General features: G+C 67.0%; 19 protein-coding genes and 1 riboswitch. Of the genes, 3 read left to right on the top strand and 16 right to left on the bottom strand.

Features of this window, described 5'->3' with window-relative positions; genetic code table 11:
- Positions 1-187: 187 nt before the first annotated feature.
- The 4 genes from LDO29_RS18280 to LDO29_RS18265 all read right to left on the bottom strand — a co-directional run bounded on the left by LDO29_RS18280 (position 188) and on the right by LDO29_RS18265 (position 5,419).
- Positions 188-1,423: a multifunctional CCA addition/repair protein gene (locus tag LDO29_RS18280; protein ID WP_224081215.1), complete on the bottom strand. Its 1,236-nt coding sequence runs from the start codon at positions 1,421-1,423 to the stop codon at positions 188-190.
- Positions 1,424-1,460: 37 nt separating this feature from the next.
- On the bottom strand, positions 1,461-2,150 hold the full coding sequence (locus LDO29_RS18275; protein ID WP_224081214.1) for a glutathione S-transferase family protein: 690 nt from the start codon (positions 2,148-2,150) through the stop codon (positions 1,461-1,463).
- Positions 2,151-2,355: 205 nt separating this feature from the next.
- A complete protein-coding gene (locus tag LDO29_RS18270; RefSeq protein ID WP_224081213.1) occupies positions 2,356-3,378 on the bottom strand; it encodes a complex I NDUFA9 subunit family protein in 1,023 nt (340 codons plus the stop codon).
- Between the two features lie 82 nt (positions 3,379-3,460).
- On the bottom strand, positions 3,461-5,419 hold the full coding sequence (locus tag LDO29_RS18265) for a lytic transglycosylase domain-containing protein (RefSeq protein ID WP_224081212.1): 1,959 nt from the start codon (positions 5,417-5,419) through the stop codon (positions 3,461-3,463).
- A 109-nt stretch (positions 5,420-5,528) separates the two neighbouring features.
- On the opposite strand from LDO29_RS18265, the gene LDO29_RS18260 reads away from it, so the two are divergent.
- Positions 5,529-6,119 carry a 5-formyltetrahydrofolate cyclo-ligase gene (locus tag LDO29_RS18260; RefSeq protein WP_224081211.1) on the top strand — a complete coding sequence of 197 codons (591 nt, stop codon included), beginning with the start codon at positions 5,529-5,531 and terminating at the stop codon, positions 6,117-6,119.
- A 39-nt stretch (positions 6,120-6,158) separates the two neighbouring features.
- On the opposite strand, the gene LDO29_RS18255 is transcribed toward LDO29_RS18260, so the two are convergent.
- The 5 genes from LDO29_RS18255 to ahcY all read right to left on the bottom strand — a co-directional run bounded on the left by LDO29_RS18255 (position 6,159) and on the right by ahcY (position 10,040).
- Positions 6,159-6,902: a Mut7-C ubiquitin/RNAse domain-containing protein gene (locus LDO29_RS18255; RefSeq protein WP_224081210.1), complete on the bottom strand. Its 744-nt coding sequence runs from the start codon at positions 6,900-6,902 to the stop codon at positions 6,159-6,161.
- A 37-nt stretch (positions 6,903-6,939) separates the two neighbouring features.
- Positions 6,940-7,302 carry a TfoX/Sxy family protein gene (locus LDO29_RS18250; RefSeq protein WP_224081209.1) on the bottom strand — a complete coding sequence of 121 codons (363 nt, stop codon included), beginning with the start codon at positions 7,300-7,302 and terminating at the stop codon, positions 6,940-6,942.
- Between the two features lie 2 nt (positions 7,303-7,304).
- On the bottom strand, positions 7,305-8,135 hold the full coding sequence (gene metF, locus LDO29_RS18245; protein ID WP_224081208.1) for a methylenetetrahydrofolate reductase [NAD(P)H]: 831 nt from the start codon (positions 8,133-8,135) through the stop codon (positions 7,305-7,307).
- A 60-nt stretch (positions 8,136-8,195) separates the two neighbouring features.
- Positions 8,196-8,546: a phage holin family protein gene (locus LDO29_RS18240; protein ID WP_224081207.1), complete on the bottom strand. Its 351-nt coding sequence runs from the start codon at positions 8,544-8,546 to the stop codon at positions 8,196-8,198.
- Between the two features lie 75 nt (positions 8,547-8,621).
- A complete protein-coding gene (gene ahcY / locus LDO29_RS18235; protein WP_224081206.1) occupies positions 8,622-10,040 on the bottom strand; it encodes an adenosylhomocysteinase in 1,419 nt (472 codons plus the stop codon).
- Positions 10,041-10,171: 131 nt separating this feature from the next.
- Positions 10,172-10,253, bottom strand: a riboswitch (S-adenosyl-L-homocysteine riboswitch).
- Positions 10,254-10,324: 71 nt separating this feature from the next.
- On the opposite strand from ahcY, the gene thiD reads away from it, so the two are divergent.
- Positions 10,325-11,161, top strand: coding sequence for a bifunctional hydroxymethylpyrimidine kinase/phosphomethylpyrimidine kinase (gene thiD / locus LDO29_RS18230; protein ID WP_224081205.1), 837 nt, complete (start codon positions 10,325-10,327; stop codon positions 11,159-11,161).
- 11 nt (positions 11,162-11,172) lie between these two features.
- The gene (locus LDO29_RS18225; protein ID WP_224081204.1) at positions 11,173-11,607 is read left to right on the top strand and encodes a PGDYG domain-containing protein; all 435 of its coding nucleotides are present in this window, start codon (positions 11,173-11,175) and stop codon (positions 11,605-11,607) included.
- Here the strand turns inward: LDO29_RS18225 and LDO29_RS18220 are convergent, their stop codons facing one another.
- The 7 genes from LDO29_RS18220 to LDO29_RS18190 all read right to left on the bottom strand — a co-directional run bounded on the left by LDO29_RS18220 (position 11,608) and on the right by LDO29_RS18190 (position 16,102).
- On the bottom strand, positions 11,608-12,054 hold the full coding sequence (locus LDO29_RS18220) for a PaaI family thioesterase (protein WP_224081203.1): 447 nt from the start codon (positions 12,052-12,054) through the stop codon (positions 11,608-11,610).
- Positions 12,055-12,174: 120 nt separating this feature from the next.
- Complete coding sequence (locus LDO29_RS18215) at positions 12,175-12,444, bottom strand: type II toxin-antitoxin system RelE family toxin (RefSeq protein ID WP_224081202.1); 270 nt, start codon at positions 12,442-12,444, stop codon at positions 12,175-12,177.
- Positions 12,428-12,652 (bottom strand): type II toxin-antitoxin system RelB family antitoxin, encoded by a 225-nt coding sequence (relB, locus tag LDO29_RS18210; RefSeq protein ID WP_224081201.1) that lies wholly within the window; start codon positions 12,650-12,652, stop codon positions 12,428-12,430. Before relB ends, LDO29_RS18215 begins: the two co-directional genes overlap by 17 nt.
- Before the next feature lie 59 nt (positions 12,653-12,711).
- Positions 12,712-13,848: a thiamine phosphate synthase gene (locus LDO29_RS18205; RefSeq protein ID WP_224081200.1), complete on the bottom strand. Its 1,137-nt coding sequence runs from the start codon at positions 13,846-13,848 to the stop codon at positions 12,712-12,714.
- A complete protein-coding gene (locus LDO29_RS18200) occupies positions 13,845-14,681 on the bottom strand; it encodes a thiazole synthase (protein WP_224081199.1) in 837 nt (278 codons plus the stop codon). Before LDO29_RS18200 ends, LDO29_RS18205 begins: the two co-directional genes overlap by 4 nt.
- Positions 14,682-14,685: 4 nt before the next feature.
- Positions 14,686-14,883 (bottom strand): sulfur carrier protein ThiS, encoded by a 198-nt coding sequence (gene thiS, locus LDO29_RS18195; protein ID WP_224081198.1) that lies wholly within the window; start codon positions 14,881-14,883, stop codon positions 14,686-14,688.
- Positions 14,884-14,893: 10 nt separating this feature from the next.
- The gene (locus LDO29_RS18190; RefSeq protein ID WP_224081368.1) at positions 14,894-16,102 is read right to left on the bottom strand and encodes an FAD-dependent oxidoreductase; all 1,209 of its coding nucleotides are present in this window, start codon (positions 16,100-16,102) and stop codon (positions 14,894-14,896) included.
- Between the last annotated feature and the right edge of the window lie 40 nt (positions 16,103-16,142).

Below are 16,142 nucleotides of genomic sequence, written 5' to 3'. Positions count from 1 at the left end.
CTATTTCACGACAACATCAAAGCAACCACCGTCATTCCCGCGAAGGCGGGAATCCAGCGTCTTACAAGTCCCCCGAAGGGGGACAAAAAGTCACTGGGTCCCCGCCTGCGCGGGGACGACGAATATTTTGCGTTGTCATGAATTCTGGAAACATCAATAGTGTCCTGAATTGCAAGTTCGTTGCAATTCAGGACACTAGGCGAGCCTCGACCGCCTGCACTCGTGCCTCGTGCACGCGCTCCTTGATCTTGCTGACATCATCAGCGGATGCCTTCGCGATGGCGCCGGCGTCCACCCTGGCAGCGGCATCGAGCGCCGCAAGCAGGCGCGTCCGCTGCGGATAGGTATCCGACTCGAATCCCTTGCGGCCGCGTTTGTCGGCCTCGCACGCGAGCAGCACGTCCGCAAAGCGCGCGGGCTTGCGCAGCGCATCGCAGCGCTCGAGCAGGCGCGTGACCGCGGCTGCGCCAAACTCCATGGAACGGTGGATATTGCCGTGCTCGCGCGCCACCACCACCGCCAGATCACGGCAGTCGTTAGGCACACGCAGGCGCTTGCAGACATCCTCGAGCAACTCGACACTGCGGCCCTCGTGCCCCAGATGGCGCGGCAGCACGTGGTCCGGCGTCGTCCCCTTGCCAAGGTCATGGACCAGCGCCGCGAAGCGAACGGCAAGCGGCGTGCCCATGGCGGCGGCACAGTCGATCACCATCATCACATGCACGCCGGTATCGACTTCCGGATGGTAGTCGGCGCGTTGCGGCACGCCCCACAGCCGGTCCAGCTCGGGCAGCAGGCGCGCTAGCGCGCCGCACTGCCGCAGCACCTCGAACATGCGCGACGGGCGCGCCTCCATCAGCCCGCGGGCGAGTTCCTGCCAGACGCGCTCGGGCACCAGTGCGTCGACCTCGCCGGCGTCCACCATCCGGCGCATCAGCGCCTCGGTCTCGGGTGCGACGGTGAATTCATGGAAGCGCGCGGCGAAACGTGCCACGCGCAGGATGCGCACCGGGTCTTCGGCAAACGCTTCGGACACATGCCGGAACTGCCGCGCTTCGAGGTCGCGCTGGCCGCCGTGCGGATCGATGACGGGACCGGCGAGGTTGCCGTCGGCGTCCACCGCGCGCGCCATGGCATTGATGGTCAGGTCACGCCGGACCAGGTCGTCCTCGAGCGTGACATCGGGCTCGCAATAGAACGCGAAACCCTTGTAGCCCATGGCGGTCTTGCGCTCGGTGCGCGCGAGCGCGTATTCCTCTTTCGTGCGCGGATGCAGGAAGACCGGAAAGTCCTTGCCCACCGGCTTGTAGCCGGCGGCTTCCATCTCGGCCGGGGTGGCCCCCACCACGACATAGTCGCGGTCCTGGCTGGGCTTGCCCAGCAGTTCGTCGCGGATTGCGCCGCCGACGGCGTACACCTGCATTGTTCTGCCTCGCTGTGGTGCGCCGCCGGCACGGCGCTCAATGGTGGATGATTATCGCATCGGCACGATCTGGCGCCAGGCGATACGGCTCATCGTCCGCCAGGAAGTCGCGCTCTTCGCGCGCGGCGGCGATCCATTCCTGCATGGCCGGCAGCTCCAGCATGAAGTCCGCGTACGCCTTGGCCGTATCGGGCAGGTGGATGCCGTACGTCGCGAAGCGGCTGACCACCGGCGCGAAATATGCGTCGGCGATCGTAAAGGCCCCGAACAGGAACGGGCCCGCATCGCCATGGCGTGCCCGCAGGTCGGTCCAGATCTGCGCGATACGGTCCACATCGCGCTGTACCGCGACGTTCCAGCCGCGGCCGGGCAGCACCGCGGCCACGTTCATCGGCAGCTGGTTGCGCAGGTTGGTGAAGCCGGCATGCATCTCGGCACAGATCGAGCGCGCAAAAGCACGCTCGGCGCGGCCGGCGGGCCAGAGCGCTTTCTCCGGGAAGCGCTCTGCCAGGTATTCCACAATCGACAGCGTGTCCCACACCGAGATGTCGCCGTCCACCAGCACCGGCACCTTGCCGGCCGGCGAATACTGCGCGATCTCGGCGGCAAAGCTGCCAGTGAACAGCCGCACCTGCACTTCTTCGAAGTCAATGCCGGCATGGCGCATCAGCAGCCACGGGCGCAGCGACCAGGACGAATAGTTCTTATTGCCGATGACAAGCTTCATCGCGGGATCCTTGGGGCGAGATGGAGGAGAGCCGCCGGGCAGCAGGTACCGGCTTGCCCGGAGACCAGCGCGCCCGCTTGCTTCGCGCGGACGCGCCAAACCAGTGATTCTGCCAGCGCCGCGTGGGGTCTCAAAGTGAAAAGGTCTCGCAACCGCTGTGAATCCTGGTCACATGCCGTGCGCGAAATCGCCGGTTCGGGCCGCGCTACCGGTGCACGCTCGCACGCATGACCGTCAGTTGCGAATCGCGCGTGCGGCCGGACAGCACGTCGGTCATCACGGATTCCAGTCCGACCGGATGCAGGCCAAGCTCGCTGGCCATGGGCTCGTGCAGCACGTTGTCGAGCTGCATCGAATCGAGGTTGTCCCGCGAGAGCAGCGGGTCGCCCGGCATGTGCTCCATCACCGCGGCCTGCACGCGCGCCAGCGCGTCGGGCAGCGCGATCACCGGGCGCGGGTGGCCGGAGGCACTTCCGGCAAAGCGCACCAGTTCCTCCAGCGTGTACACCTGCGGCCCGCCCAGGTCATAGCCACGGCCGATCGTCGCGGGCGTGACCATGGCATTGACGAAGGCCTGCACCACGTCCAGCACATAGATCGGCTGGAAGCGCGCGTGCGCGCAGGCCAGCGGCACCACCGGCGCGATCTCCTGCATATGGGCGAACAGGTTGAGGAAGTGGTCGTCCGGCCCGAACACCACCGACGGCCGGAAAATGGTCCAGTCCAGTCCGCTGTTGCGCACGATGCGCTCGCCGTCGCCCTTGCTGCGCAGATACATCGACGGTCCCCGGTTGTCGGCGCCAAGCGCACTCATATGCAGCAGGCGCCGGACGCCGGTGCGCAGGCATGAGCCGACGATCTGGTGCACGATCTCGACATGGGCCTCCGCGAACTCCGGCCCGTAAGGGTCGCCACGCTCGCCGTGCAGCACGCCAACCAGGTTGACGACGATGCCGTCCGTGCCGAGCGGCCCGATCGCATCGTCGAGCGCCGCATTGTCGGCCAGCCCCAGTTCCGCCACCTCCACGCGCGGCAGCAGCAGCAGGTGCTGCGCATGCTCCACGTTGCGGCTGCCGATCACGATGCGCTCAGGCGCGATGGGGGAATCAGGATTGGAGCCCGGCTCCAGCGGCGCGCCGGACGCCGACGCAGCGCCGGCCAGCCGGGAAGCGAGATGGCTGCCGATAAAGCCAGAGCCACCGACGATGAGGACATTGCTGGTCTGCATGGATGCCTCCGTGCGAAGAAAACGGCACGCGGCGGCAGACCGGACATGGCACGCGCCCCGGCAAGGCGGGGCGCTCACCCGCTCAGGGCAGGCTGGTGGTAGTCACCGCCGACGGTGCAACCTGCCCCAGGCGCGATTTCAGCGACTGCGGCTGGCCACTCATCAATGCAGCATAGTACGTGGCGTTGGAAAGCACATTCTTAACGTACGTGCGCGTTTCGTTGAACGGAATGGTCTCGGCGAAGATCGCGCCCTCGACCGGCCGCGACAGCGTACTGCGCCAGGCCTTGGGGCGGCCCGGGCCGGCGTTGTAGGCCGCCGACGCCAGCGTCCACGAGCTGTCCAGGTCCGTCAGCACCATGCTCAGGTAGTTGGTGCCCAGCAGGATGTTGATGTTGGGGTCGCCCATCATCGACGGCGAGAAGTCCGTCATGCCGATCTTGCGCGCCACGTACTTCGCCGTGGCCGGCATCACCTGCATCAGGCCGTGCGCGCCGGCGGAGGAACGCGCACTCATGATGAAGCGCGATTCCTGGCGGATCAGGCCGTAGGTCCATGCCATGTCGAGGCCGACGTCGTCAGTCGCGCGCTGCATGATGCTGCGGTACGGCATCGGAAAGCGCAGCGAGAAGTCATGCTCGGCACGCGTGCGGTCCGCGGTATTGACGGTGCGGTCCAGCAGCTCGATGCGGCGCGCGTACTCGGCCGCGGCCAGCAGCTCGCGGTCGCTCATGCCGCGCAGCTCCCAGTTCCATTCGCGGGTACCCTCGAAGCGCAGGTTCAGGTTGTAGAACTTCTGCGCGCGCTGGAAGCCCGCGCGGCTGCGCATGGCCATGGCCTCGGCATCGCTCACCGTGGTGCGCGCCGGCAGCGTGATGCGGTTGCCAAGTTCCTCGCTGGCCAGCTGGCCGTAGAAATTGAACTGGCCGGCGATCTGCTGGAACTGCTGCTGGGCCTCGGCGTCGCGGCCGTCGGCCTTCAGCGAGCGGCCGTACCAGTAGGTCCATGCCGGATCCTTCGCGCGCAGCTCGGCGCGCATCATCTCGATGGCCTGCCGCACCTGTTTCCAGTCGCCCTGGCGCAGCGCGGCGCGCACACGCCATTCCTGCGTCTCGTCGGACAGCCACTGGTTGCCGCCCAGGTCCATCTGGCGGCGGTAGTAGAAGGCGGCGTCGGGCAGCAGCTTCTTGGCCGCGTACTGGCCGATCACGCCCCACGCCGCGCCCTGCTCGTCGCGCGACAGGCTGCCGCCGCTTGCGGTGAGATAGGCCACGGCCTGCGACGGATCATTGCGCGCCATCTTGACGATGGTGGCCAGCGTGTCGCTGTCCACGCGCGCATCGGGCACCGTGGCCGCGATCTTGCCGGCCAGTGTGATGAGGTTCTGCTCCAGCGCCTGGCGCGCCTGGAAGGCGACATCGCTGCGCTGGATCTGCTGGCTTTGCGCCAGGTAGCTGATCAGGTCGACGCAGCCTTCGCCGTAGTAGCGCACATCGCTGAGCACGTTGCGCACATCGGCCGCCACATTCTGGCCCTTGAGCGCGCGCGACAGCAGCGCATAGCACTCGACCTGGGTGTCGTCCTTGAGCACGAACTGCGGATACTCCGCGTCAAAGTTGGCCCAGTCGCGCTTCTTGCCGAGTACCAGCAGCCAGTCGTTGCGCATGCGGTCGGCAATGGCCTCTCCCTTGTAGCGCTGCAGGAAGGCGCGAACCTGGTCGTCGGGCGCGTCGATGCGCGCCAGGCCGCTTGCGTCGAACATCTGCGGCTTGATGCGGAAGTACTCGACGTATGACGGGATCGGGTAGTCCACCAGCGTCGCCGACAGCGCGTTGGCGCGATCCACGTCGTTCTTTCGGGCAGCTTCGCGCAGCGCGGTGAAGGCATCGTCCGGATCGGACGGGATTGCCGGCGGCTGGGGCGCGCGCACGGCCGGTTGCTGCGAGCGCTTCTGCGCCAGCACGGGGGTGGCAAGCAAGGCACACGCCACGGCGACCCATGCGGCCTGGCCGGCACGCCGCAGATATACTCCCTTCAGCATTCTTTGCTTCCTTGTTGTTGACGTCGGCCGCGCCATGCATGCCCGGTACGCTTGGCCAAGCGCGCAGCCGCCGTCAGTGTTGGTTCGTTCGCAGGCATTATCCCACGCCATGTCAGCCCATCATCCGCCTTCGACGCCACCCGACGCAGGTGTGGAGGAAGACCGCCGCGCCCTGCGCGCCCGCCTGCTCGCTCTGCGCGCCGCCCTGCCCGGCCGCGCCGGCGCCGACGCACGCATCGCCGCCATTCTCCTGCCGCTGCTGGAGCGGCTCGCCGTACGCTGCGTTGGCTTCTACTGGCCCATCCAGCAGGAATTCGATGCCCGCGCGGTGGTGGCGCAGTGGCTCACCACCGACACCGGCCGCTGCGCCGCGCTACCCGCAGTGAGCCGCCCCGGCGCCCCGCTGGACTTCCACCTGTGGACTCCGCAAACCCCGATGGTCAAGGGGCACTACGGCATTCCGGTACCGGACGGCACTGCGGCGGCGCAGCCCGACGCCCTGCTCATTCCCTGTGTCGGGTTCAGCCCCGACAAATTCCGGCTGGGCTACGGTGGCGGCTTCTACGACCGCACGCTGGCCGCGATGCCCACGCCGCCAGTCGCCATCGGCATCGGCTTCGAAGCCTGCCGCATCGCGCTGCAGGCCCAGGAGCACGATCTGCCGATGGACTGGATCGTCAGCGAAGCGGGTGTGTTCTGACGCTGAGACTAACGGTGAAACACCGCGAGGCTTGAGGACTCAGCCGGTGCGCACCAGTTCATCCACGAGCGCGCGCATGCAGCGCCAGTGCGAACCTTCCCAGAACACGCGCCGGCAGTGCTCGCAGGTGACAAAGCGATTGTGGCGCTCGAGCACGGCCGGCGGCACACGCCCCGACACCGCTTCGCGCGCCAGCGGCTGCAGCGGCACATTGCAGTCCAGGCAGAGCGAGAACGGCCTGGCGCTGCGGGCCAGGTCGAGCCGGCTGAAAATCTCGCGCACCTGCGGCGTGGACTTGATCGCGCGAACATAGCAGCCATGCGTGATGCCGCGGCGCTTGAGCAGTTCGCGGTCGCGCGTCAGCACGATGCGGCCTTCATGCGCGGCGATGCGTTCGATCTCGCTGTCCTCGAAGTGGTTGTCGTAAAGGGTGTCGAAGCCCATCATGCGCAGCAGGTGGGCCAGGCCACCCAGGTGCGCATCGGCCACGAAACGCATGACCCGCAGCGGGTGGGCGCGTACCCGCAGCAGCGGGGAGACATCGAGGCATTCGAACTTGGGATAGACCGAGACGCGGTCGCCGTCCGTCAGCAATCGGTCGAAGCCGGAAGACTCGCCGTTGACCAGGATGAGTTCCACCTCGGTATGCGGCACGCCCAGCGCCTCGATCATGTGCTTGACCGTGGCAGCGCGCGCGCACGGGCACGACAGGTCACGCCGGCGCTGGTCCGGCGCGAGGAAGTCGTTCAGTTCCTCGTAGAAGCGGAAGGTGGCGGTGACCATGGCGCTGAGTATGACACCGTTGGCACCGTGTCGGCACTCAACCCTTCTGGTTCGCCAGCCGCAGCGCCGCTTCCACCGCCATCTGCGCCCACGGCGTCATCGCCGCCGGCGATTCCAGGCATTCCGGCGGCAAACTCAGGTAGTGGCGCAACGCCACCTCGCCCCTTGACGACTGGTAGCGAAAAGCATGGCTGCCCTCTGCCTCGAAGCGCGGCAGGGTCTTGTCATCAGCCTTGAGATAGCACTGCCCGCCGCTGACCAGCGCGAACATCAGCCCGTCGTAGAACAGGCCGTGCCCGCCGAACATGCGGCGCGCGGAAATCGCGCCGATGCGCGCCGCCAGCGGCCCCATCAGTTCGAGCAGGTGCTCGACAAAGGGATCGGGACGGCGCGCGGCCACGGTCAGAGCTTCAGGCGCTGCCAGATCGCCTTGGTCGCGCCGGCCGCGTTGAGCGTGTAGAAATGCAGGCCCGGCACGCCGCCGGCCAGCAGCCGTTCGCACAGCGCCGTGACCACGTCCAGGCCGAAGGCGCGGATCGACTCGCGGTCGTCGCCGAAGCCCTCGAGCCGCTTGGCCACCCAGCGCGGCACTTCGGCGCCGCACATCTCGGAAAAGCGCATCAGCTGCGAGTAGTTCGTGATCGGCATGATGCCCGGCACGATCGGCACGTCCACGCCCATCGCGCGCGCGTCATCGACGAAACGGAAGTACGCGTCGGCGTTGAAGAAGTACTGCGTGATGGCGGAGTTCGCGCCGGCCTTCACCTTGCGCACGAAGTTCTCCAGGTCGTGGCGCGGCGATTTCGCTTGCGGATGGTATTCCGGGTAGGCCGCCACTTCGATCTGGAACCAGTCGCCGGTCTCGGCGCGGATGAACTCCACCAGCTCGTTGGCGTAGCGGAATTCGCCGATCTCGCCCATGCCCGACGGCATGTCGCCGCGCAGCGCGACGATATGGCGGATGCCGCCGTCGCGGTATTGCTGCAGGATCGCGCGGATGCTCTCGCGAGAGGAACCGACGCAGGACAGGTGCGGCGCGGCCTCGATGCCTTCACGCTGGATCTCCAGCACGGTGTCCAGCGTGCCTTGCTGCGTGGTGCCACCGGCGCCGAACGTCACCGAAATGTATTTCGGGTTGAGCGGAGCGAGCTGCGCGCGCGTGTTGCGCAGCTTCTCGACGCCCTCCGCCGTCTTCGGCGGGAAAAATTCAAAGCTGTAGTAGCGGTCTTGCATGATGGTGGCGCGCCGCGTTGGCGCGGCGCGCGTGGTAGGACCCGCGGCGTTACGCGGCCGTCAGGCCGTGCGTTCGCCCAGCAGCAGGCTGGACAACAGCCACGAGATCACGCTGTACAGGATGGAGCCCAGCAGGGCCGCCCAGAAACCGCCGACCGTGAAGCCCGACAGCAGGTTGCCGACGAACAGGAACAGCAGCGCGTTGATCACGAAGATGAAGAGCCCCAGCGTCAACAGCGTCACCGGCAGTGTCAGGATCACCAGGATCGGCCGGATCAGCGTATTGACCAGGCCCAGCACCAGTGCGGCCAGCATCGCCGAGCCGAAGCTCTTGATGTGGATCGACGGCAGGATGTACGGCAGCACGAACAGCGACACGGCGTTGATGATCCAGACGATCAGCAGTCTCATGGCGGCTCCTTGTTGGACTCTGTTGGCGGTGTTCTCCCCTCTCCCGCGAGCGGAAGAAGGGAGTCGTCCCTGGGATTAATAACGGTAGTGATCCGCCTTGTACGGGCCTTCCTTCTTCACGCCAATATACGCGGCCTGCTGTTCAGTCAGCTCCGTCAGTTGCGCGTTCAGCTTCCTGAGCTGCAGGCGTGCAACCTTCTCGTCCAGGTGCTTCGGCAGCGTGTATACCCCCACCGGGTACTTGCCGCTCTCACGTTCCTGCCAGAGCTCGATCTGCGCGATGGTCTGGTTGGCGAACGACGAGCTCATCACGTACGACGGGTGGCCTGTGGCGCAGCCCAGGTTCACCAGGCGGCCCTTGGCCAGGATGATGATCTTCTTGCCGTCCGGGAACTTGACGTGGTCGACCTGCGGCTTGATCTCGTCCCACTCGTACTTCTCGATCGAGGCGATGTCGATCTCGTTGTCGAAGTGGCCGATATTGCAGACGATGGCCTGGTCCTTCATCTTCGCCATGTGCTCATGCGTGATGACGTGGTAGTTGCCGGTGCACGTCACGAAGATATCGCCGTGTTCGGCAGCGTAGTCCATGGTCACCACGCGGTAGCCTTCCATGGCGGCCTGCAGCGCGCAGATCGGGTCGATTTCGGTGACCCACACCTGCGCCGACAGTGCGCGCAGCGCCTGCGCGCTGCCCTTGCCCACGTCGCCGTAGCCGGCCACGATGGCGATCTTGCCGGCGATCATCACGTCGGTGGCGCGCTTGATGCCGTCCACCAGCGATTCGCGGCAGCCGTACAGGTTGTCGAACTTGCTCTTGGTGACCGAGTCGTTGACGTTGATGGCCGGGAACTTCAGGTCGCCCTTCTGCGCCATCTGGTACAGGCGGTGCACGCCGGTCGTCGTTTCCTCGGTCACGCCGCGGATGGCGGCCAGGTTGCGGCTGTACCACGACGGGTCCTTGGCCAGCTTTTCCTTGATGGCGGCGAACAGGAAGGTCTCTTCCTCGCTACCCGGCTTGGCGATCAGCGAGGCATCCTTCTCGGCCTTCGCGCCCAGGTGCAGCAGCAGCGTGGCATCGCCGCCGTCATCCAGGATCATGTTCGGCGTGCCGCCGTCGGCCCAGTCGAAGATGCGGTGCGTGAAGTCCCAGTATTCCTTCAGCGACTCGCCCTTGAACGCGAACACCGGGGTGCCGCCCGCGGCGATCGCGGCAGCGGCGTGATCCTGCGTCGAGAAGATGTTGCACGAAGCCCAGCGCACGTCGGCGCCCAGCGCCTTGAGCGTCTCGATCAGCACGGCGGTCTGGATCGTCATGTGCAGCGAGCCGGCGATGCGTGCGCCCTTGAGCGGCTGCGCGGCGGCGAATTCGTCGCGGATCGCCATCAGGCCCGGCATTTCGGTCTCGGCAATGGCGATTTCCTTGCGGCCCCAGCCGGCCAGGTTGATGTCGGCGACGAGGTAATCTTGCTTGAGGTCAGTCACAGCGTTCATGTATCACTCCCGGTGAAGAGTGGACGACAGTGACGGGCGGGAAATCAGGCCGCACTCCCCGGACGCATGAACCGATATGCGGATATGGGTAAAGCGGGCGGATAGGTCGACTCGCCACCGTGCGAACCACGGATCAGCGAGCGCCGTTGAAGACAGTCCGAGCCTGGCGGAGGGCATGTTACGCCACGATCCGTTGCAACGCTCCTCGGAGTGGCGGTATTGTAGCCTGCCCGGCGCGAACGAGTACAAGCGCCACCGGCTTTTTTTCCGCTCATTTCTCTCACATGACCCCGACACCACCCCGCACCCTCACCATCGCAGGTTCCGACTCGGGCGGCGGCGCCGGCATCCAGGCCGACCTCAAGACGTTCTCGGCGCTTGGCTGCTTCGGCATGAGCGCCATCACCGCGATTACCGCCCAGAACACGCTGGGCGTGACCGGCGTGCATGCGATTCCCGCCGACATGGTGGCGGCACAGATCGACGCGGTGGCAAGCGACATCGGCGTCGACGCAGCCAAGACCGGCATGCTGGGCACCGCGGCCATCGTCGAGGCTGTGGCTGCGGCGGCGGACCGCCACGGCATCCGCAAGCTGGTGGTGGACCCGGTGATGATTTCCACTTCGGGCGCCACGCTCTCCGACGACGCGACCAGCCAGGCCATGGTGCGCCTGCTGTTCCCGCGCGCCGTGCTGGTGACGCCCAACCTGCCGGAGGCCTCCTATCTGCTGGGCCGCCCGATCACGCGCCGCGCCGAGATGGAGCAGGCCGCCGCGGACCTGATCGCAATGGGCTGCGCCGCGGTGCTGCTCAAGGGCGGCCACCTCGACGACGATGGCCCTGCGAGCGCGAGCGGCGCACTGGACGACTTGCTGATGCTGGCCGATGGCACCGTGCGCGTGTTCACGCATCCGCGCATCGACACGAAGAACCTGCATGGCACCGGCTGCACGCTGGCTGCTGCCATCGCTTCGCAGCTGGCACGCGGCGACACACTGGAAGACGCGGTGGGCAAGGGACTCGACTATGTGGCGCAGGCGATTGCCGCCGGCGCTGGCCTGAGACTTGGTGCGGGCAACGGCCCGCTCAACCACGCCTTCGCACCGCGCGTGCTGGGCTGAACGGAGCCGATATGCAGCCACTGACCGACATCGACCTGCGTGAGGACCCCGCTGCCGCGCGCTACGTCAAGGAAGAGCAGGTACAGGTGATGTTTGCCGCGAAAGCCGGCGAACTGGAGAGCCGCGAAGGCCCCAACCGCTACCGCGTCGGCGATGCCATTGTCACTGGCGCGACCGGCGACCGCTGGGTCGTCTCGCGCGAGCGCTTCGATCCGAAATACGTGGCATTGGAGCCCTCTGCACACGGCGAGGACGGCCCTTACCGCAACAAGCCGGTACCCGTGCTGGCCCGCCGCATGGAAGAGGCGTTCAGTATTGCGCGCTCCGATGGCGGCGATGTGCTGCACGGCAAGCCCGGCGACTGGCTGATGCAGTACGCGCCCGGCGACTATGGCATCACAGAGCAGGCACGTTTTGCGGCGGTGTACCGCCGCCTGCCTGACTGATCAGTTGCCGCCGCTCGACAGCGGCACCAGCTTGAAGGCCGCGCGCGCGACGCACACCACCGTGCCCGAAGCGTCCTTCACCTCGCCCTCGCAGAAGGCAATGCGGGCGCCGCGGCGCATGCAGCGGGCTTCAAGCGTCAGCTCGCCGCGCGCCGCGGCCAGGAAATGTGTGGACATATCGATTGTGATCACGCCGGTTTCCGTCGGTGCGTGCGAACGCGCCGCACCGCTCAGCGTGAAGTCCAGCGTTGCCATCAGCGTACCGCCGTGCACGTCGCCGCGGCTGTTCACGAGTTGCGGGTGCGCGGGGAGGCGCGTGCGGCAATAGTCCGCTTCGATCAGCTCCGGCTGCAGGCCGAAATAGCGCATCAGCGGGACGTCGATGCCGAAGTACGGTTTTTCGGGCGTGCCGGGGGCGGCGGGGATGATCTCGATCGGGCTGGACATGATGGGGAACGCTGGGTGATTGGCCGGGGATGCAGCACGACATGATAGCGGGGGGTCTGAACTGGCTCCCAACGCTGGGCGAATGTCGCACAAATATTGCCCACTGCGTTTCCCGCAACATCAGCAGTAAACATCCTTGCGATTGCCCAACCGCAGCACCACCACCGTAATGCGCGAATCTTCGATCTGGCAGATCAGCCGCCACTCCCCGACGCGGTATTTCCAATACTCACCGAGTTCGCCGCCCTTCAAAGCCTGGCCAAGCGAGCGCGGATCATCGGCGACTGCGATCCGCTCGCGCAGGAATGCGACCAGACGCCTGGCGACAGGACGATCCAGCTTGGCAAGTTGCTTCTCAGCCGTTTGCGTAACTTCAATCCGCCAGGCCAAGCCGCGCCTCCAGCTCATCGAGTGTTACCGTCGATTCTTCCCCTGCGTGGACACGGGCGGCAATCTTGTCTGCCAGATACAGGTCTTCGAGATCGTCCAGGTGTTGCACGATGGCTTCGCGCGCATAAAAGGTCTTCGTGCGACCTGTCCGCTTGGCCAAGGCTTCGAGGCGCTCCTCGATTTCGTCAGGTAATCGGATGGCAAGCATGACGGGCTCCAAAGTTGCTATACAAGTATAGCGCCATTGGATATCCCGTCAAAGCATGCTTAGTCGGCGGGGAACAGGCCGACCAGATGCGCCACGGCTGCCGGGACGTCGTGGGCCTCTGTGATCGCCCGTACAACGGCAGCGCTGCCGACACCAATGGCGAGCACTTGCTGCATGTTCGATGCATTGACTCCGCCAATACCAACCAAAGACGGAATCACCGGCTGCATCAGCTTCACATACGCTTGGAAGCGCCCCATTCCCTGCGGCGCCGTCGGCATGACCTTGGTGGTAGTCGGGAAAATCGCCCCGAGCGCCAGATAACTTGGCCGGATCGCCGCCACGCGCACCATCTCCGCATAGCCATGCGTGGACACGCCCAAGCGCAGGCCGGACGCACGCAGGACATCGAGATCAGCCTCTTCCAGGTCTTCCTGGCCGAGGTGGATGCCATAGATCCCGCTATCGCCACCGCTGGCGGCATGCAGTTCGACAGCAACCCGCCAGTGGTCATTGATAAACAACCGCGACTGCGACCCCTTTGCAGCCTTCGCCGCGCGCGCCACTTCCGCGCGGACAGCGCCAGGATCATCCGACTTGAAACGCAACTGCACAGTCGGCACACCCAGCGGCACCAGCTTCTCGATCCATTCTGCGCTAGGCACCACGGCGTAGAGACCAAGCGCCGGCGGGCACGGCGCAAAGGCCGGCACCGAGGCTTCAGGCGCCACCAGCGCAGCATGGCGCACGCGCGGGAAGCGCTCGAACTCGGTCGGCCATTCGGCCGAGCCCGGACGCCACGCGCGTGCCAGGCACAGCGCGTCATGCGCGGGGAAATGCAGCGACAGGCAGGCCAGCAGCACCGCGACGAACGCCGGCGAGTGCGCCTGGTCATCGTCCGCGCGAACGGAAAGCACCCACGTGCCCATCGGCGAATGCACCGTGTCGATCCACTTCCCGCCTTCGCGGTCGGTCTCGATCAGCGTAGCGCCAGCGGCGGCAACGCGTGCGACCAGGTCGGCATCGGCCTCGCCATCGGACAGCAGCACGTCGCAGGCACCAGGGCTGGCGGGCGCGTCGGCGAGCCGCCACGCCTGCCACGGGTGATCGGACACGCCAAAAGTCTCGCCATAGTGCTCCAGCACAGCCTGGCGCAACGGGCCGTCGCTCGCGGCATGTACCGCGTGGCGGGTCATGCCCGGTTCTCCGCGCCTTCGGCGTGCCAGAACGGCATGCCGACCACCGGGGTGCTGGCCTGCGCGACTTCGCGCTCGGGCATCGGCCCCGCCAGGTAGGCGGTACGGCCCGCTTCCACGGCCTGCGCGAACGCGCGTGCCATGTTGACCGGATAGGCGGCCTGCGCCACGGCGGTGTTCAGCAGCACGCCGTCATAGCCCCACTCCAGCACCTGCGCAGCATGCGACGGCAGGCCCAGGCCGGCATCGACGATCAGCGGCGTGTCGGGCAGGCGCTCGCGCAGCACGCGCATGGCGTGCGGATTGATGGCGCCACGACCGGTGCCGATCGGCGCGGCCCACGGCATCAGCGCCTGGCAGCCCACGTCGAGCAGGCGGCGGCACAGCACCAGGTCCTCGGTGCAGTACGGCAACACCTTGAAGCCTTCCTTGATCAGCGTTTCCGCCACGGCGGGCAGGTTCAGCGTGTCGGGCTGCAGCGTGTAGTCGTCGCCGATCAGTTCCAGCTTGATCCAGTCGGTCTCGAATACCTCGCGCGCCATCATGGCAGTGGTGATGACCTCTTGCGGGGCAAAGCAGCCAGCAGTGTTGGGCAGCACTGGCACGCCCAGTCCCTTGAGCATCTGCCAGAAGGCCTGGCCGCCCTCACCTTCGCCCACCGCGCCCTGGCGGCGCAGCGCCACGGTCACCATGGCCGGGTGCGAGATCTCGACGGCCGCCTGCAGCGTGGCCGGCGACGGATAGCGGGCCGTGCCCAGCAGCAGGCGCGAGCCGAAGGACTCGCCATAGAGCACGAACGGGTCGCGCAGGGTTTCTGTCGGTTCGAATGTCATGGGGTCAGCCTCCCGTCACGGGTTGGACGAGGTCGATGCGGTCGCCGGCCGCGAGTGGCGTGGCCGCGTGCGCCGCGCGCGGCACGAATTGGCCGTTGACCGCCGCGGCGAACGGCGGGGCAATCTTGGCCGCAACCACCGCGTCCGCCAGCGTGGCGGCGTCGGCGACAGCGAAGGGGCGGCCGTTCAGCAGGATATCCATGGGTTCAGCATCAGTGCAGCAGGCCGGAGTGGTCCACAGGGGCACCGGCGAGCGCGGGTGTTTCCGTCACGGCCTCGATCATGCCGGGCCAGCGCAGCGCGGCCGGCACCGCGTGCGCGGCCGGGTCATCATTGAGCAGGGCCTTCACTACCGCGCAGGCTGCTTCGGTAACCGCGGGCGCGATCAGGAAGCCGTGGCGGTACAGACCGTTCACGCGCACCACGCGCGCCTGCTGGTCCACGCGGATCGCAGGCAGGTGGTCGGGGCGCGTGGGACGGCGCTGCACGTTCAGTTCAAGCACGCGCGCCTCGCCGAACGCGGGGTGCAGCGAGTGCGCGGCCGACAGCAGCTCCAGCGCGGAACGCACGCTCACCGGGGAATCGTCCTCGCTTTCCAGTTCGGTGGCGCCGATCACGTACAGGTCGTTGGGCTTGGGCGCGATATAGATCGGATAGCGCGGATGCAGCATGCGCACCGGGCGATGCAGCTTCACGTCGGGCGCATGCACGCGTATGACTTCGCCACGCAGCCCGCGCAGGCCCGGCATCGCGCCGTGGCCGCCCTTGCCCGGCTCGGCCGGCCATGCGGCGCGCGCGCCCAGGCCGCGGCAGTCGAGCACCACGCGTGCGCGGATACCGAGCGACGGCAGGCAGGCAACGTCGGCCTCGCCCGCTTCCCAGACGCAATGCACGCCTTCGCTGACCGCGCAGGACAGCAGCGCACGCAGCGCACCACGGTTGTCGAGCTGGCCTTCGCCGGCCAGCAGCAGGCCCTGCGTGAAGCGGCCCGCCAGCGCGGGTTCCACTTCGCCCACGCCCTTGCCGTCCAGCGCGCGCATGCGCTGCGCCACCAGTTCCGGCGGCGACACCGCGCGCACGCGGCTCGTGAACAGCGACATCTCGCCACGGTCGCGCGCATGCCAGACCACCAGCGTGCCGTCCTCCTGGAAGAACACCGGCTCCGGCAACTGCGCGAGCCACGCGCGCCACAGGTCGACGCTGGCGATGCCAAGATCGACGATGCGGCGCTCGGCAATGGCCGACTCCGCCAGCGGCGCCAGCATGGCGGCGGCCACGTGCGCGGCGGAGCCGGACCCGTCCGGGCTGCCGCGCTCGACCAGCGCCACGCGCGCGCCCTGGCGCACGAGCTGCCATGCGGCCAGGCGGCCGGCCAGGCCGGCACCAAGGATGGCGACATCAAAGGACTGCACTGCTGTCATGAGTTGCGTGCCGCAGGACGGCGCATCGGTGCGCGCCGCC

The organism is Cupriavidus laharis (assembly GCF_914271435.1).
In the GTDB taxonomy this organism is placed as follows: Bacteria; Pseudomonadota; Gammaproteobacteria; order Burkholderiales; family Burkholderiaceae; genus Cupriavidus; species Cupriavidus laharis.
This window is presented reverse-complemented; position numbering and strand designations above follow the sequence as displayed.

Coding starts and splice junctions, on each gene's coding strand:
- LDO29_RS18270 (WP_224081213.1), bottom strand. CDS start 3,378: ATGCAGACCAGCAATGTCCTCATCGTCGGTGGCTCTGGCTTTATCGGC.
- LDO29_RS18275 (WP_224081214.1), bottom strand. CDS start 2,150: ATGAAGCTTGTCATCGGCAATAAGAACTATTCGTCCTGGTCGCTGCGC.
- LDO29_RS18220 (WP_224081203.1), bottom strand. CDS start 12,054: ATGTCCAGCCCGATCGAGATCATCCCCGCCGCCCCCGGCACGCCCGAA.
- LDO29_RS18260 (WP_224081211.1), top strand. CDS start 5,529: ATGTCAGCCCATCATCCGCCTTCGACGCCACCCGACGCAGGTGTGGAG.
- LDO29_RS18205 (WP_224081200.1), bottom strand. CDS start 13,848: ATGACCCGCCACGCGGTACATGCCGCGAGCGACGGCCCGTTGCGCCAG.
- LDO29_RS18265 (WP_224081212.1), bottom strand. CDS start 5,419: ATGCTGAAGGGAGTATATCTGCGGCGTGCCGGCCAGGCCGCATGGGTC.
- LDO29_RS18255 (WP_224081210.1), bottom strand. CDS start 6,902: ATGGTCACCGCCACCTTCCGCTTCTACGAGGAACTGAACGACTTCCTC.
- thiD (WP_224081205.1), top strand. CDS start 10,325: ATGACCCCGACACCACCCCGCACCCTCACCATCGCAGGTTCCGACTCG.
- LDO29_RS18200 (WP_224081199.1), bottom strand. CDS start 14,681: ATGACATTCGAACCGACAGAAACCCTGCGCGACCCGTTCGTGCTCTAT.
- ahcY (WP_224081206.1), bottom strand. CDS start 10,040: ATGAACGCTGTGACTGACCTCAAGCAAGATTACCTCGTCGCCGACATC.
- LDO29_RS18280 (WP_224081215.1), bottom strand. CDS start 1,423: ATGCAGGTGTACGCCGTCGGCGGCGCAATCCGCGACGAACTGCTGGGC.
- LDO29_RS18240 (WP_224081207.1), bottom strand. CDS start 8,546: ATGAGACTGCTGATCGTCTGGATCATCAACGCCGTGTCGCTGTTCGTG.
- relB (WP_224081201.1), bottom strand. CDS start 12,652: ATGCTTGCCATCCGATTACCTGACGAAATCGAGGAGCGCCTCGAAGCC.
- metF (WP_224081208.1), bottom strand. CDS start 8,135: ATGCAAGACCGCTACTACAGCTTTGAATTTTTCCCGCCGAAGACGGCG.
- LDO29_RS18190 (WP_224081368.1), bottom strand. CDS start 16,102: ATGACAGCAGTGCAGTCCTTTGATGTCGCCATCCTTGGTGCCGGCCTG.
- thiS (WP_224081198.1), bottom strand. CDS start 14,883: ATGGATATCCTGCTGAACGGCCGCCCCTTCGCTGTCGCCGACGCCGCC.
- LDO29_RS18225 (WP_224081204.1), top strand. CDS start 11,173: ATGCAGCCACTGACCGACATCGACCTGCGTGAGGACCCCGCTGCCGCG.